Annotated in this window: 17 protein-coding genes and 1 tRNA gene; 11 read left to right on the top strand and 7 right to left on the bottom strand. The window is 59.2% G+C overall.

What is annotated here, in order from left to right; translation table 11 throughout:
- Positions 1-73: 73 nt before the first annotated feature.
- The 6 genes from HEQ61_RS10710 to HEQ61_RS10735 form a co-directional block, all read right to left on the bottom strand.
- Positions 74-223, bottom strand: coding sequence for a hypothetical protein (locus tag HEQ61_RS10710; protein ID WP_167805646.1), 150 nt, complete (start codon positions 221-223; stop codon positions 74-76).
- Positions 224-484: 261 nt separating this feature from the next.
- Positions 485-3,046, bottom strand: coding sequence for a phage/plasmid primase, P4 family (locus tag HEQ61_RS10715; protein WP_168021400.1), 2,562 nt, complete (start codon positions 3,044-3,046; stop codon positions 485-487).
- 216 nt (positions 3,047-3,262) lie between these two features.
- Positions 3,263-3,625, bottom strand: a complete 363-nt coding sequence (locus tag HEQ61_RS10720) for a hypothetical protein (protein WP_168021398.1) — start codon at positions 3,623-3,625, stop codon at positions 3,263-3,265.
- Positions 3,618-4,217 carry a hypothetical protein gene (locus HEQ61_RS10725; RefSeq protein WP_209315744.1) on the bottom strand — a complete coding sequence of 200 codons (600 nt, stop codon included), beginning with the start codon at positions 4,215-4,217 and terminating at the stop codon, positions 3,618-3,620. The genes HEQ61_RS10720 and HEQ61_RS10725 overlap by 8 nt, the downstream gene beginning before the upstream one ends.
- 41 nt (positions 4,218-4,258) lie before the next feature.
- On the bottom strand, positions 4,259-4,831 hold the full coding sequence (locus HEQ61_RS10730; RefSeq protein ID WP_168021396.1) for a class I SAM-dependent methyltransferase: 573 nt from the start codon (positions 4,829-4,831) through the stop codon (positions 4,259-4,261).
- 117 nt (positions 4,832-4,948) lie between these two features.
- A complete protein-coding gene (locus tag HEQ61_RS10735; RefSeq protein WP_167804522.1) occupies positions 4,949-5,188 on the bottom strand; it encodes a transcriptional regulator in 240 nt (79 codons plus the stop codon).
- A gap of 117 nt (positions 5,189-5,305) precedes the next feature.
- On the opposite strand from HEQ61_RS10735, the gene HEQ61_RS10740 reads away from it, so the two are divergent.
- The 11 genes from HEQ61_RS10740 to HEQ61_RS11645 all read left to right on the top strand — a co-directional run bounded on the left by HEQ61_RS10740 (position 5,306) and on the right by HEQ61_RS11645 (position 14,312).
- Positions 5,306-5,674 carry a hypothetical protein gene (locus HEQ61_RS10740; RefSeq protein WP_167804521.1) on the top strand — a complete coding sequence of 123 codons (369 nt, stop codon included), beginning with the start codon at positions 5,306-5,308 and terminating at the stop codon, positions 5,672-5,674.
- Positions 5,675-5,814: 140 nt separating this feature from the next.
- Positions 5,815-6,198: a hypothetical protein gene (locus HEQ61_RS10745; RefSeq protein WP_167805645.1), complete on the top strand. Its 384-nt coding sequence runs from the start codon at positions 5,815-5,817 to the stop codon at positions 6,196-6,198.
- 1 nt (position 6,199) lies between these two features.
- Entirely contained in the window at positions 6,200-7,483 is a 1,284-nt protein-coding gene (locus tag HEQ61_RS10750) for a DUF2800 domain-containing protein (RefSeq protein ID WP_168021394.1), read from the top strand.
- Entirely contained in the window at positions 7,480-7,659 is a 180-nt protein-coding gene (locus HEQ61_RS10755) for a hypothetical protein (RefSeq protein ID WP_167804519.1), read from the top strand. Before HEQ61_RS10750 ends, HEQ61_RS10755 begins: the two co-directional genes overlap by 4 nt.
- Before the next feature lie 5 nt (positions 7,660-7,664).
- A complete protein-coding gene (locus HEQ61_RS10760) occupies positions 7,665-8,213 on the top strand; it encodes a DUF2815 family protein (RefSeq protein WP_168021392.1) in 549 nt (182 codons plus the stop codon).
- A 129-nt stretch (positions 8,214-8,342) separates the two neighbouring features.
- On the top strand, positions 8,343-8,471 hold the full coding sequence (locus HEQ61_RS11435; protein WP_280730290.1) for a hypothetical protein: 129 nt from the start codon (positions 8,343-8,345) through the stop codon (positions 8,469-8,471).
- Positions 8,468-10,534 carry a DNA polymerase gene (locus HEQ61_RS11565; protein WP_168021389.1) on the top strand — a complete coding sequence of 689 codons (2,067 nt, stop codon included), beginning with the start codon at positions 8,468-8,470 and terminating at the stop codon, positions 10,532-10,534. The genes HEQ61_RS11435 and HEQ61_RS11565 overlap by 4 nt, the downstream gene beginning before the upstream one ends.
- 4 nt (positions 10,535-10,538) lie before the next feature.
- Positions 10,539-10,814, top strand: a complete 276-nt coding sequence (locus HEQ61_RS10770; protein WP_167804516.1) for a VRR-NUC domain-containing protein — start codon at positions 10,539-10,541, stop codon at positions 10,812-10,814.
- Positions 10,815-10,817: 3 nt separating this feature from the next.
- Complete coding sequence (locus tag HEQ61_RS10775) at positions 10,818-11,168, top strand: hypothetical protein (protein WP_167804515.1); 351 nt, start codon at positions 10,818-10,820, stop codon at positions 11,166-11,168.
- The gene (locus HEQ61_RS10780) at positions 11,165-12,562 is read left to right on the top strand and encodes a DEAD/DEAH box helicase (RefSeq protein ID WP_167804514.1); all 1,398 of its coding nucleotides are present in this window, start codon (positions 11,165-11,167) and stop codon (positions 12,560-12,562) included. The genes HEQ61_RS10775 and HEQ61_RS10780 overlap by 4 nt, the downstream gene beginning before the upstream one ends.
- A 145-nt stretch (positions 12,563-12,707) precedes the next feature.
- Positions 12,708-14,312 (top strand): recombinase family protein, encoded by a 1,605-nt coding sequence (locus tag HEQ61_RS11645; protein ID WP_167805657.1) that lies wholly within the window; start codon positions 12,708-12,710, stop codon positions 14,310-14,312.
- Here HEQ61_RS11645 and HEQ61_RS10790 read toward each other — a convergent pair.
- Positions 14,269-14,345, bottom strand: a tRNA-Met gene (locus HEQ61_RS10790). The genes HEQ61_RS11645 and HEQ61_RS10790 overlap by 44 nt on opposite strands.
- Positions 14,346-14,480 lie beyond the last annotated feature (135 nt).

The following is a 14,480-nucleotide window of genomic DNA, read 5'->3' on the forward strand; positions in this document are numbered from 1 at the left end:
GTGGCTGATCACCCGTGCGGAGCATTCATTATCGCGCAGCGGGTATACCACAACGCTTACATGTGAGTCGGTTTCAGACTGATTGCGCGAGAGCGATAAGGCGCTCCAGATCCCGCCGCGAAAGTCGTTTGACCAAATCGATTTCGTGATTGGTGTAACGGGCTTGTGGATGATCCTCGCCAATCCGAAGCCCGGCATCATTTACCGCCACGGTTTTGTACATGGCGCCGCCCTCCTTGAATGTGCAAAATTTTACTTGCGTCGTTTACGTCGTTTCTCATGTTTTTTTTAGGAAATTCCTCATATAGGCGAATGAGAAAGTTACCGAAAAAAGGGCCAGAAACGACGCAAACGACGCAACGCCACTCCGCAACCACCAACGAACACGTAGAAAATAGCGTATTGCCAAGCGGGCCACCGGCCCCGCGGCTATGCGCCGGACACAAACGCGCAATAGAATGCGTATTCGCAAAACACTGCATGTTCAGAAATCCCCTACCTGTATGACCCTCAACCCGATCCACCCCTTGCCGCGCAGCCCGGCCGTGTCGCGGATAGCCGAAAACCCCTTACTGCCCAACCGCCGCCCCAAACTCTTGGCACTGGCGATGAACCGCAGTTCGCCCCGCCCCTTGGCGAAGGCTTCCCAGGATGCCCAAAGCCGGGCGCTGCTCTCTACCAGATTAGGGCCAAGCTCGCAGCATTCATCCAGCCATTCGGCCAGCAGGTCCATGTCGCTCTTGTAATCGTCACGGGCCTGCCTCACCTGCTCCGGCGAGCGCAGGCCGTCCCGCTGATAGGCCAGCGCGCCGCGCACGCACCACGCCAGAATCCCCGCCGCTTCGGCCTCCAGTTTTTCGGCCCGGTCGGGGTCTTTCGTCAGCGTCAAGTCCTGGTCGAAATTCCGGGTGAAAGGCACCGGCAGCAACCGCCGCCAGATTGCATGGTCGTCGCCCTTGACAATAGGCCGGTGGTTGGTCGGCATAAACGCCACCCACGTGGGCAGCACTTCCACCGTGGCCCTGGAATAAAGACCCCGCGCCGGTAGAGGTTCGCCACCGGTCATGGACTTGATCAGGCCCTCGCGCAACTCGCTGCCTTCATCCGGCTCGCTGATATAAACGAACCGTGCACCGCGCAGGCGCAGCACGTCTTCGCGAGCCTGCCCCGCATTGCCCGCCGCCATTCCAGACGACAGAAACGTCTCGGCGCTCGCCATCTTGGCATGGTCGCCCAGCACATCGCGGATCGCCCCCAAGACCGTGGACTTGCCATTACTTCCGGATCCATAGGGGATGGCGAGCACGTCCTCGGTGGGCTGGGCCATGAGGCTGTAGCCAATCAACCGCTGGAAAAAACCGATCATGTCGGCTTCGCCGAAGAACACGTCGGCGACCGTGCGCTCGAACAACGGGCATGGCGCCGCCGGATCATAGTCCACGGATGTGATCGTGGTCACACGATACGCCGGGTCGGGCGGCAGCAGCCTGCCGTTGGTCAGGTCAACCACGCCGTTGCCGACGCCAAGCAGATGATGCGCCCGGTCAAGGTCCGCGACGCTGACGACCACCCGTGGATCGCTCTGCGACAGGCTCACCATGTTGCGCACCATGACAGCCCGCTGGCTGACGGCGCAGAACTTGAAGAAGTCGGCCCGCTCCCCGTCACTCTCGATACCTTTGGCTTCGCCCGGCAGGGCACGGATGGTTTCCTTGGCGAGGTGCTCAAGCTCTACGGTGGCCGCGCGGCGCCAATAGATGCCGGTCCAGATAAACCAGGTGTCGATTTCAGGCACATACATCAGGCCATCACCGTAATGATCGAGCATCCGCTCGGCATTGCCGAATTCCGTCAGATGCCGACGCTTCGGAAAAGGGACGACCTTCTGCCCACCCGCCATCGCAGCCCGCACGTCGGCGACAGGCAAAGGAGTATCGGTCAGTTCCTTGAACCGCGCCCGGATCAGTCCAGCAAGCTCCGCCCGCAGTGCCAGATCCCCGCCAGCAGCCTCACCGGCCACGCGGGCGACCTCGTTCATCAAGTCGATGGAATCGGCGCAAGCCAGAATCAAGCTCTTGGCGTCGTCCAGCGCGTGCCGCTTTTCTGCCCGCACGACTTCGCGTTTACCCTGGTTGCCGACCTTGAGCAGCCAGCTCGCCGTCATCGGGCTGCGCCCGGATTTGCCGAAGCGGGACCAGCGGTATTCCAAATCCTCGCCGCTGGCGTAATTGCGCGCCGTTGCCGACCATTCGTTCCACAGCGCCAAGGCTTCCGGGCTGCCGTCAAATTCGTGGTGCAGCGACATCCCGACCTTGAGCCAAGTGTCGTAATCTTCGTTGTCCACATACCCCAGCAACCGCTTGGCCTCAGCAAGGTCGATGCCAAGCGGCGGCTCATAAGCCATGAGCGAGTCGCTATCCAAGGTCGATGTGACGCCCCCGGCATGGTTCCGGCTACCTGTGACAGGCGCCAGACCGCAAGCCAAGGCCATGTCCTCGAAGACCTGCAACGCCAAGGCGACCTGCGCCTCGGTGATAATCGGCAGGTCCGACGCACGCACGGCGTCAAGACCGCCGAACAGGTCAATCCACTCATAGGGCCGCTGGGAGTCCGGGTGGACGTGATAGGCGACGAACTGCTGCCCTTTTCCCAGCACTTCCAGCCGGTGCCGCTCGCCGGTCAAATCCTCGAACCAAGCCCCGGTAGCCTTGCCCCAACCATCATGATCGGCTCGGTAAACCAGCAGGACTTTGGGCGCGTTGCCGATCCGCTCGACGGTCGCGCCCAAGTTTTCCTGGCACCAGGCGACGAATTTTCCAGCCAGATCCGCATCGGTGGTGTCCACGTCGATGGCGGCAACCGGTTGCGCGCCCTGCCCGCACAGGACTCCGACACCGTGACCGGGGTAGCCGGTCAGATCGGCGATGCCCAAGCGGGCGGTCTGCCAGTTGTCCAGCGCCGGGCGCTTGGACCCCGGTTTGATTGGAACCACAAGATAGTCGTTACCCAGCAGCGCCTGGCCATGGGCCTGAAAATCGGATGTCATGACCACACCTGAAAGATTACTGTCGCTGCCAGGGCACTGATCACTGCTGAAAGAACACACCGGCGGAAAAGTGCTTTTATGCGCCTCTCTGCCTCCCAATGTTCCTCCAGGTCGTACAGCGTGTAGAACTGCATGCGCCGCCGTACAGGTTCCACTTCAAGGCAGGACGTGAGATCCACTGTGTAAAGCCCACGTTTTTTCATTGTTTTCATCCTTTCAAGAAGCCTGCTGTGACGCATTTTTGCCCTCACACCTCTGGATCAGTCCTCTGGCCTTGACGTAGTCGTGGTTGATCTCTTTAAGAATCCAGAAACGGTTTCCGAGCGAATTACTGAACTCGGCGCCGCAGCCACGGCACACAATGATATCCGGCGTTTCGGGCAGGGGCGCGACCACCTCATGCACCAGCCTCCTCCGGTCCTCCTCGCGCAGCCGCGTCAAAGCGCCCTTAGTTCCCTCGCCCCATGCGTCCTGCCACAACCCATTTATGAACAGTTGAAACTTACGCGGGTCGCCCTCGTCACCACGGCCTCCTGTCCAGCAGACCCGGCAATCACTGTTATGCGGTTCTTCAACCACAATCCGCCTCCTTCTCACCAGATGAGCATGTACTGAGGCTACCCCATTGCGTGGCCATGGCTTGGGCAATTCCGGGATAAGTCCGGCTGCGAAGCTTCCAGCGGTCAGGTGTGGGTGGCATGTGATGGATGCGTGCTTGCCGCCCGTCGACAACGTGGGTGGGCTGTAGCAGAGGCAGACCTTTAAGCCAAAGACACGTAGCCTTGGTTTCCCCATGCCCGAACTGCCAGGGCTGGATGATCTGATCCGGCTTCCGCCACAGGCTGGACAGGACCGAGACCGGATTTTCCAGTGCAATGCGCGGGATGGCGCTGCGGGCCAGAAGCCGAACGAAGGACACAGCGGCTTGTTGCCGCCCGTCCTGACGCTTGGCCTCGAAATGCCGTGCGCCGGACACAGCCAGGTCCGTACACGGCGGATGGAAGATCGCCAGATCCCACGGATAGTCCAGCACATCACGCACGTCTCCTTTGTAGTGCGGTCCGGGCGTTTCCGTCTCAAGAAGATCACAAGATAAAGCCTCATGACCTGCCGCCCGGAATGCATCCCGCACGGTCCCAGAGAACTCGCATCCGACAAGCACGCGCATCATTCGGCTTCCACAATCGCTACGAATGAGTTTGCTGGGGTTCATCACACACCCTTATCTTCAGTAAGAAATTGATGTTGGAGACCAAAAGCCAAAGGCGCGTCGCGGCTGTGTCCGTCTTTCAGAAACAAGTACCAAGCTGCGTTATCTTTGCCTTTAACTCCGTTTCCTTCCCATGACACGCGGCCTACACTGACAATCCTGTCACAGCATGAGAAAAGCCCGGATCTCGTAAAATAAAGGCAGTGCAGAAAATCCGCAGGCAATAGCAGCCACGTGTCGGCAATGCTCTTAAGATGCTGCGCGATTTCTACAGTCGGATTTCCTCGTTTTCCGCCTTCAGGCCAAGGCGGATTGGTAATAATCAAGCCCGAGGAGCTGTAAACGAGGTTCCGGGCGTCCTCCCGACTTATTCGTTCATTCTGGGGTTCGATATCACAGGCATAACCACAAGTATGACCGAATTCCTCAAGCGCTGCTATAAGCGCACCGTCACCCGCACATGGTTCGTCAAAGAAGGAACACGCCGCCAGATGCGGCAGCAAAGGCTTCACAGCCTCACGCGGAGTCCGATAAAAACCACGTGCACGGCGCTCAAAATTAGACCTCTTAGCCATGTCAATTTGACTCGATCAACTCGCGGAGCCGATCCAAGACAAAAGTTGCCACCATCCCCATCGGATCAGAGGAGACAAGCTTCTCACTCCTATCTTTAATTTTGTTCCCGCCGTGCTTCATGGTAACGCCTCAAAATCCTTGCCAACACGCAGGTAGCTCCAATCAATATCCGGGCGTAAATCTTCACAGCACACGGAACCTGACGTCGCACGTTCGATGTCAAGACAACGAGCAACCGGTATTGGGCGCGACCCGGCCCGCCATTGACTGATCAGAACCGGAGTAACTCCAATCCGCCTGGCGAGCCGAGCAGCGGCTCCTTTGCAGTCGCGCTCAAGATATGCGCTTAGTTTCACAGCAGTCTCCGTAGGTAAGTTGGACCTACCGATAATAGCGTAACGCAAAACATGTGGTCAATAGCAAAACGCGAACATAGACTGTTCGCGTTTTGCTAGCCAGCGGAGGAAAAGCCCGTGCATGACATAGACGAGATACGGCGCAAAGCGATGGAGATACTTGAGCAAGAAGTTGGTGGCCCCGCAGCGGCGGCAGCACAGGCAGGCATGTCCTACTCACAGTGGGCTAACCTGCGTTCCGGCGCCCAAGACAGTAAAACAGGTAGACCCAGAGGTATGCGCAAGGCAACGGCTCGTAAGATAGAAGCTGCTTTCGGAAAGTTGGAAGGCTGGCTCGACGTAGCCGACCTTGTTGATCGCAATTACCAAAGACATGACGCTGAATTAGAACTCGTTGTAAAGGCTTGGAACTTGGCGGATGAAGCTGATAGGGCGGTGCCACTTGCTTGGGCCAACGCCATCCTAACGGCTCGCAGTAAGAGGTGACAGACACCGACAATCAGTGAAGCCCGCCATCGAGCGGGCTTTTTTCTTGCCCCCTTTATTCGCGTTTCGCTATTGACAGCGTATTCGCGTATCGCTAACAATGTCTCCTGTTCGCAATCTTGCTGAATGGAATTCTTTCAATGTTTCCTGTGACCATAACCCTTCATGACTCCGTCCAACTCGCGGCCGTTCTGACGGCGCTTGAGAAAGGCACAACAGCTAGATTGGCCGCTGCTAATGGAAACCCCGAGATCATTCCGCGCAAAGCCAAGACCGAGAAGGCACTGCCAAACAAAGTCGCTGTTCCCGAAAAGACCGATATTTCTCTCCCGCCCGAACCAGAGGCCACCGATGATGTGACCTACCAGCAAGTCGCCGATGCCGTGACCAAGCTGGTGAAAACCAAGGGACGGGACATCGCCGTCGGAGTCCTCGAACGATTCGGTGCAGCCAAGCTGCCAGACGTGAAACCTGACCAGTATGCAGCCGTTCTCGCGGCCTGCCAGGAAGCTGAAGGGGTCTGAGATGCCCATTCCCAACAAAGCGCCGGAAGCCGGAGACCCGGGGCCCGGGGCGACCCGACACGCCCGCTTTTCCCCGTCCGGCGCGCACCGCTGGCTGCACTGCGCTGGCAGCGCCGCTCTTGAGGCGGGGTGCCCGGACAATTCCAGCACCTTTGCCGACGAAGGCACTGCCGCGCACGAACTCGCAAGCATGGCCCTCACGTCCGGGAACGACGCTGCGGCCTATCTCGACCGCTTCATCACCGTGAATGAAAAGCGGTGGGAAGTCACACAGGACATGGCCGAAAACGTGCAGGTCTACATCGACTATGTGCGCGCCCTCGGCGGTGAACGCATGGTCGAGCAGGTCTTGAGCGTCGAGGCCATCACCGGAGAACCCGGCGCGAAGGGCACTTCGGATGCCGTGGTCATGGTCGACGACGAACTGGTGATCGTCGATTTGAAGTACGGCCGGGGCGTCAAGGTGGACGCCGACCGCAACGAGCAATTGACGATCTACGCCTTGGCTGCTCTTGATGAATTCGGCTTTCTGGGCGATTTCCAGCGGGTCCGCCTGGTGATCGTCCAGCCCCGGCTGAACCACACCAGCGAATGGGCCGTCCCCGTCGCTGATCTTGATGTCCTCCGGGCCAACGTCGCCACGGGTGCCGAACGCTGCCGTGCCGCCGTCGTCTACTACGACAAGTACGGCGAACTGCACGACAAGTACATGGAACCCGGCGAAAAGCAGTGCCGTTTCTGCAAGGCCAAGGCTATCTGCCCAGCGCTGACCAATCATGTGCTGACCGCCGTGGCCGATGATTTTGTTGATGTCACCCGCCCGGTGGCACCGCAGATCGAGCACGCTGCGGAACGGACGTTCGACAACGCTGTGCTGGGAAACCTGATGGGCGCTGTTGATCTGGTCGAAACGTGGTGCAAGGCGATCCGGGCCAAGGGCGAAGCCGAACTGATGGCCGGAAATCCGGTGCCAGGCTTCAAACTGGTCGAAGGTCGGCGCGGCGCACGGAAGTGGACGGACCCTGACGAAGTTGAAACCACACTCAAGGCGATGCGCCTCAAGACCGAGCAAATTTACGACCTGTCCCTGATTTCCCCGACAACCGCCGAGAAGCTGCACAAGACTGGCAACATCGGGCCACGCCAGTGGCCCAAGTTACAAGCCCTCATCACACAGCCATCCGGCAAACCCAGCGTAGCCCCGGAATCCGACAAACGCCCGGCATTGGCTGTCAAACCGACAGTCGATGACTTCGACGATCTTTCGGCGGAGAGACTTGTTTGAAGCAGCAGGCCGAAAAACGTGTGATCGGAATGCTGCCTGCCGACGCAAGGGAAATGCTGAAAAAGGCCGCAGAAACCCACATCACGAAGGCCGATTCTCTCGCGAGAATTAAGGCCATTGACCGTGCCGCAGCAATCATCAAGGCCCGATACCCTGAATATTTTAGAAAGGAGTAACTTTTATGAAGATCAAACTCGAAAACGTGCGCCTCACCTTTCCCGTGCTGTTCGAGGCCAGGACCGTCAACGGTGAAGGCAAACCGGCTTTCTCCGCGTCGTTCCTGCTGGACCCTGCCGATCCGCAGGTGAAAGCCCTCAATCAGGCCATCGAACAGGTGGCCCGCGAGAAATGGGGGGCAAAGACCGAAGCCGTGCTCAAGCAGATGCGCGCGCAGGACAAGGTGTGCCTGCACGACGGCGACCTCAAGAGCAACTACGACGGTTTTCCCGGCGGCCTCTATGTCTCGGCGCGGAGCACCATCCGTCCGCTCGTGATCGACAAGGACCGCAGCCCGCTGACCGAGGCAGACGGCAAGCCCTATGCCGGCTGCTACGTCAACGCCAGCGTCGAACTGTGGGCGCAGGACAACAACTACGGCAAGCGGATCAACGCGGGCCTGCGCGGCGTCCAGTTCTTTCGTGACGGTGATGCTTTCGCCGGAGGCGGTGCCGCCAGCGAAGACGAATTCGACGACATCAGCAGCGGCGTGGAAGCCGGGGATCTGGTGTAGCCGAAGGAGGGATGCGCGGCGGCGGCAAGGCAGACTCAGGACATCAGATGCTTGGCAAGTACGCCGTACAGACGGCCCAGCCCTGACCGTCGCCGCGCAGCACCCCACCAGCGAGAAGGATATCGAGACGTGATTCCCGCCACCACTATCAACCGCCTGCGCACCGAAGCCTGCCGGATCATCACCGATCCGGCCGCGTCGGTCAGCCTGTGCGCCCTCGCCTGGCAGTTTCTCAGGCAATGGAGTACGCGGCCGTGACCGTGCTCTGGCTCGACCTGGAAACCTACAGCGAGGTTCCGATCCAGAACGGAACCCACACCTACGCCGAACATGCTGAAATCATGCTGTTCGCCTACGCCTTTGACGACGGGCCGGTGACGGTGTGGGACTGCACCGCGCAAAACACCATGCCGCCCGCCTTGTCGGCGGCCCTGCGCGATCCCGGCGTGCTGCTCTACGCCCACAACTCCCATTTCGACCGCACGGTACTGCGCCATGCGCTGCCCAACCATCCGCTGCCTATCAATCGTTGGCGCGATACGATGGTCAAGGCTCTCGCGCATTCGCTGCCCGGTGCTCTCGGCGATCTGTGCGACATTCTGAAGGTTCCGGTCGACAAGACCAAGGACAAAGCCGGTAAACAGTTCATTCAACTGTTCTGCAAGCCGCGCCCGGCCAACAGCAAGATACGTCGCGCCACGCAGAAAACGCACCCGGTCGAATGGGGCCGCTTCGTTGAGTATGCCGGCCTCGATATCGAGGCCATGCGCGAAGTGAACCGCAAACTGCCGGACTGGAACTATCAGGGCGACGAACTAGCCCTGTGGCACCTGGACCAAGCGGTGAACGACCGCGGCGTACTCGTAGACGTCGCCCTGACCGAAGCGGCAATCCGGGCCGTGGAGCGGGCACAAAAATCCTTGGCGGCCCGCACCGTCGAACTGACCGACAGCAAGGTGCAAGCGGCAACCCAGCGCGACGCCCTGCTTCGCCATCTGACGGAAAGCCACGGGATTGAACTGCCCGACATGAAGCAAAGCACGCTCGAACGTCGTATCGCGGACCCGGACCTTCCGGCGGAACTGCGTGAACTGCTGGGCATCCGCTTGCAGGCCAGCACCACCAGCACCAGCAAGTACAAGACCCTCTCAAAAGCAGTCAGCAACGACAACCGGCTGCGCGGTACCTTGCAGTTCAACGGTGCCAGCCGAACCGGTCGCTGGGCCGGTCGCCTGTTCCAGCCCCAAAATCTGCCGCGTCCATCCCTGAAACAGACGGACATCGAATACGGTATCGCAGCGATGAAGGCCGATTGCGCCGACCTGCTGTTCGAAAACGTCATGGCATTAACCAGCAGTGCGATCCGCAGCTGCATCGTCGCACCCGCCGGGAGCAAGCTGATCGTTGCCGACCTGTGCAACATCGAAGGTCGCATGATCGCCTGGCTTGCTGGCGAGGAGTGGAAACTTCAAGCTTTCCGTGATTATGACGCTGGCACCGGCCACGATCTGTACAAGCTTGCCTACGCCAAGGCATTCGCCGTCTCCCCCGATAGCGTCGATAAGGACAGGCGGCAGATCGGCAAGGTGATGGAACTTATGCTCGGTTACGAGGGCGGCGTCGGCGCTTTCCTGACCGGTGCCGCGACCTACGGCATAGACCTTGACGCGATGGCGGATGCGGCGTGGCCCAGCATTACCGCCGATGTCATCGCCGAGGCCGAACAATTCCTGGCTTGGCGGACGCAAAGCCGCATGGGCCATTTCGGGCTGAAAACCAAGACGTTCATTGTCTGCGACGCCCTCAAGCGGCTTTGGCGGCGGGCGCACCCCGCCGTGGCGTCGCTCTGGAAAGACCTTGAGGAAACTGCCCGCATGGCGGTGCTGCGCCCCGGCGGCACCTACGAATGCCGGATGCTCAAGCTGCGCCGCGACGGCGCATGGCTGCGCATTCGCCTGCCGTCCGGTCGATTTCTCTGCTACCCCAGCCCCCACCTGGATGACGGCGGAAAGCTGTCGTACATGGGCGTGAACCAGTACTCGCGGAAGTGGTCCCGCCTCAAGACCTATGGCGGCAAACTGGCTGAAAATGTCACGCAGGCCGCCAGTCGCGACGTGTTGGCGGCGAACATGCCAGCTATCGAGGCGGCAGGGTACCGGATCGTGCTTTCGGTCCACGACGAAAATATCACCGAAGCCGACGATACCGATGAATTCACCCCCGGCAAGCTGGCCGCCTTGATGGCGACCAACCCGCCTTGGTCCAAGGGCCTCCCGCTTGCCGCGGCTGGCTTTGAAGCCTACCGCTACCGGAAGGATTGACAGCATGCGTGAGAATGTAATTGAGCGGTACCTGGTAGATCGGGCCAACGCGCGGGGCGGAGAGGTCCGCAAGGTCCGCTGGCTTGGTCGCCGGGGCGCACCCGACCGCCTGGTCATGCTTCCCCCTGATGTAACCCTGTGGGTGGAACTCAAGGCCCCCGGCGAAAAGCCCCGACCGCATCAAGTCCGCGAGCATGAGCGCATGCGGCGCATGGGGCAGCACGTGGTTGTTGTAGATTCCCTCGATAGTGTTGATGCACTCCTTGGTCGGGGGGCTTGAAATATGGCTTTCAACCAGAACCAGTTGCTGGATTTCCACATTCATCTACGCCGGGCAGCAATCAATCAAAAATTGATCGGCGGCGATACGCTACTGCTGGATATTGCTGAAAAATTGCTACTTGAGGCTGAAATATACAGTGAAGATCACAAAGGCGAAACGGCACAGATGGAGGAGGAAGCGAATGAACTCCAAGCAGAAATTGACGAATTGACCACTGAGCTATCCAAGGCCGCAGCACTCATTTCCTCCCTGAACGGCAACGACTACCGACACATTCAGGATGGGAACCGCTTATCCGACACCTACAACTTCAGTGCGTTGGAACGTCTACTCTTGGAATATGAGCAATGACTCGCCGGGATTTCACTCCGCGCACATATCAGCATGCCATGATCGATCATATTCTCGACACGCCACGCGGGGCTGTCTGGGCTGGCATGGGCATGGGAAAATCTGTGGCCACGCTCACGGCCATTGATATCCTCGAACTGGTGGAACCTGGGCCGACCCTTGTGTTGGCACCCCTGCGGGTGGCTGCGAGCACATGGCCTGACGAAGCAGCCAAATGGTCGCATCTGCGCAACATCGAGGTGTCGGCGGTGGTCGGCAACCCGGAGGAACGGCGGATCGCCCTGAGTCGTCCGGCATCAGTCTACACGATCAATTATGAAAACCTGACCTGGCTGGTCGATGAAGTGGGAGACCGCTGGCCTTTCCGCAAGGTGGTAGCCGACGAATCCACCAAACTGAAATCCTTCCGCCTACAGCAAGGCGGGAAACGCGCCCACGCTCTCAGTCGCGTAGCACATTCCAAGGTATCCCGCTTCATCGAACTGACAGGCACACCCAGCCCGAATGGTCTGCAAGATCTCTGGGGGCAAGCCTGGTTTCTCGACAAGGGTGTTCGCTTGGGGCGAAGTTTCGGCGCATACAAGTCCCGTTGGTTCCAGTCCATCCAGGTGGGCGCCGACCGCAATGCGGTTAGGCTGGATCCTCTGCCCTTCGCCCAGAAACAGATTGAGGACCGGCTGCGCGATCTGTGCCTGTCGCTGGATCCGCGCGACTATTTCGATATTGCCGAACCCATCGTCCACACCATCCGCGTGGAACTGCCAACCAAGGCCCGCCGCTTGTATCGGGATATGGAACGCGAAATGTTCCTCGCACTGGACAACGGCGTAGCAGTAGAAGCCTTCAATGCCGCGTCCAAAACGATCAAGTGCCTGCAACTCGCCAATGGGGCCATCTACACCGACGGTACGGGCGAGACCTGGACCGAGGTCCACGATGCCAAGCTGCAAGCCCTCGACGACGTGATCGAGGAGGCTGCGGGCATGCCGGTACTGGTTGCCTACCATTTCAAAAGCGACATCGCCCGCCTGCTCAAGGCATTTCCGAAAGGTCGCTACCTTGACCAAGACCCGCAGACAATCCGCGATTGGAACGCTGGAAAGATCCCCGTGTTATTCGCCCATCCGGCCAGCGCCGGTCATGGGCTGAATTTGCAGGATGGGGGCAACATTCTGGTGTTCTTCGGCCACTGGTGGGACTTGGAGCAGTACCAGCAGATCATCGAGCGCATTGGTCCGACACGGCAAATGCAAGCCGGATACAACAGACCCGTATTCATCTATCACATCATCGCTGCTGATACCGTGGATGAATCAGTGATGGCCCGCCGGGAATCAAAGCGTGCGATCCAGGATCTACTGCTGGAGGCCATGAAACGCAGGGGGCCGGGATGACCGAGAGGCTGAGTCTCATACCAGCCAAGCCTACAGATACTGGTCCATTCCCATATGGCGGTGATGGCGCCAAACATGCAATAATTGATCTCGTTCGGGAGCTGGCCCGCCAGCAAGCCCGGCAGGACCATAATGGTAGCAAGCAATGAAGCGAGCCGCAATCTATGCTCGGTTTTCCTCTGATCGGCAGAATGAAAAATCCTGCAAGGATCAGATAACCCTATGCTCCGCCTGGGCTGAACGGAACAACTGCACCGTCGTTGATACCTTTCAGGATCAGGCCATCTCCGGTTCAAGCACAATCAACAGGTTTGGCCTTGCCAGCCTCATGCGGGCCGCTCGCGAAAAGCGCTTCAATGTCGTCATCGCCGAATCGCTGGACAGACTTTCACGCGACCAAGCAGATTTAGGTCAACTGCGCAAGGAATTGACCTTCCTCGGCATTGGGATTTTCACCATACAAGACGGGGAAGTCGGAGCGATCCACATTGGGGTCAAGGGTCTCATGGGTGAACTCTACTTGGCCGACCTTGCGCAGAAGACACGGCGCGGTCTACGCGCCGTGGTCACAGATGGACGCCATGCGGGTGGACGATCATTCGGCTACAACTTGGTAAATGGCAAAAGCGGCGAACTGGAAATCAACGAACGCGAGGCCAGAATCGTCTGCCGTATCTTCGCAGATTACATCGCTGGGTGTACGCCCCGCCAGATCGCCGCCTCCCTGAACCGCGAAGGCATAGCAGGACCCCGCGGCGGCAAATGGAATGCTAGTACAATCAACGGCAGCCGCAGCAGACAGAACGGAATACTTCAAAACAGGCTCTACATTGGGCATGTCGTCTGGAACAGGCAACGCTTCGTCAAGAACCCGGCTACCGGCAAGCGAGTATCTCGCCCCAACCCGGAAAGCGAATGGCTGACGGCCGACGCTCCACACCTTCGGATCATCGACGACGCGACGTTCGCAGAGGCCAGCGCCATGAAGCAAGCAAAGGGACACCAGCATTCCAGCCATGCGAGGAAGCCGCACCATCTGTTGTCCGGCCTTGTCAAATGCGGTGTTTGCGGAGCCAGCTACACGGTGATGGGCAACGACCGCCTGGGCTGTGCCGGTTTCCGGGAGCGGGGCGATTGTTCCAACAACCGCACGGTCACCCGTCAACACATCGAAGAACGGGTCTTGTCTGCCTTGCAGACGCAACTGACCGACCCTGATCTGATTGGGGAATACGTCAGGGCTTACCATGCCGAGCGAAAGCGGTTGCAGCAGACGGCAAGATCTGGAGCCGAAGCCAAGCAGAAACGGCTGAAGGAACTGACGACCGGAATAGAGCGGATCGTCGACCACGTGGTGGCTGGCACGGCCTCTGCCGCATTGATAGACCGGCTGACCATGATGGAATCGGAAAAAGCAACCCTAGAAGCCGAACTGGAAGCCCTGGGCACCGACGCCGACAAGCCTATCGACCTGCACCCCGGCGCGGCGGAGAAGTATCGACGCATCGCGGCCGATTTGCATAACCATCTGCGCGTACTGGAAAGCGATCCCGACCGGGACGCCCTGTTTGCAGACATCCGGCGCTTGATCGAAAAGGTGGTCGTAACTCCCACAGGCGAAAGAAAGCCTGTGAACTTAGAAGTCCACGGGCTGCTTGCTTCGCTTCTGTCCGCCAGTGTCGGCGACCTCGAATTTAGGGGAATGGTGGTTGCGGGGGCAGGATTTGAACCTGCGACCTTCAGGTTATGAGCCTGACGAGCTACCGGGCTGCTCCACCCCGCGTTTGTTTTTTATTTTGTATAGAAGCAAGTTTTTTTGAATTGAGAGATGAGAAGACCTGGCGGCGCCCTACTCTCCCGTGCCTTGAGGCAAAGTACCATTGGCGCAGCTGTTTTTCACGGCCGAGTTCGGGAAGGG

It is taken from the genome of Haematospirillum sp. H4485 (assembly GCF_012102745.1).
Taxonomy (GTDB): Bacteria; Pseudomonadota; Alphaproteobacteria; order Rhodospirillales; family Rhodospirillaceae; genus Haematospirillum.

What these genes read in the sequence shown, in the direction of transcription:
- HEQ61_RS10730 (WP_168021396.1), bottom strand. Translation starts at nt 4,831, where the DNA reads ATGGCTAAGAGGTCTAATTTTGAGCGCCGTGCACGTGGTTTTTATCGG.
- HEQ61_RS10710 (WP_167805646.1), bottom strand. Translation starts at nt 223, where the DNA reads ATGTACAAAACCGTGGCGGTAAATGATGCCGGGCTTCGGATTGGCGAG.
- HEQ61_RS10775 (WP_167804515.1), top strand. Translation starts at nt 10,818, where the DNA reads ATGGCTTTCAACCAGAACCAGTTGCTGGATTTCCACATTCATCTACGC.
- HEQ61_RS10750 (WP_168021394.1), top strand. Translation starts at nt 6,200, where the DNA reads ATGCCCATTCCCAACAAAGCGCCGGAAGCCGGAGACCCGGGGCCCGGG.
- HEQ61_RS10780 (WP_167804514.1), top strand. Translation starts at nt 11,165, where the DNA reads ATGACTCGCCGGGATTTCACTCCGCGCACATATCAGCATGCCATGATC.
- HEQ61_RS10745 (WP_167805645.1), top strand. Translation starts at nt 5,815, where the DNA reads ATGTTTCCTGTGACCATAACCCTTCATGACTCCGTCCAACTCGCGGCC.
- HEQ61_RS11645 (WP_167805657.1), top strand. Translation starts at nt 12,708, where the DNA reads ATGAAGCGAGCCGCAATCTATGCTCGGTTTTCCTCTGATCGGCAGAAT.
- HEQ61_RS10770 (WP_167804516.1), top strand. Translation starts at nt 10,539, where the DNA reads ATGCGTGAGAATGTAATTGAGCGGTACCTGGTAGATCGGGCCAACGCG.
- HEQ61_RS10725 (WP_209315744.1), bottom strand. Translation starts at nt 4,217, where the DNA reads ATGATGCGCGTGCTTGTCGGATGCGAGTTCTCTGGGACCGTGCGGGAT.
- HEQ61_RS10715 (WP_168021400.1), bottom strand. Translation starts at nt 3,046, where the DNA reads ATGACATCCGATTTTCAGGCCCATGGCCAGGCGCTGCTGGGTAACGAC.
- HEQ61_RS10760 (WP_168021392.1), top strand. Translation starts at nt 7,665, where the DNA reads ATGAAGATCAAACTCGAAAACGTGCGCCTCACCTTTCCCGTGCTGTTC.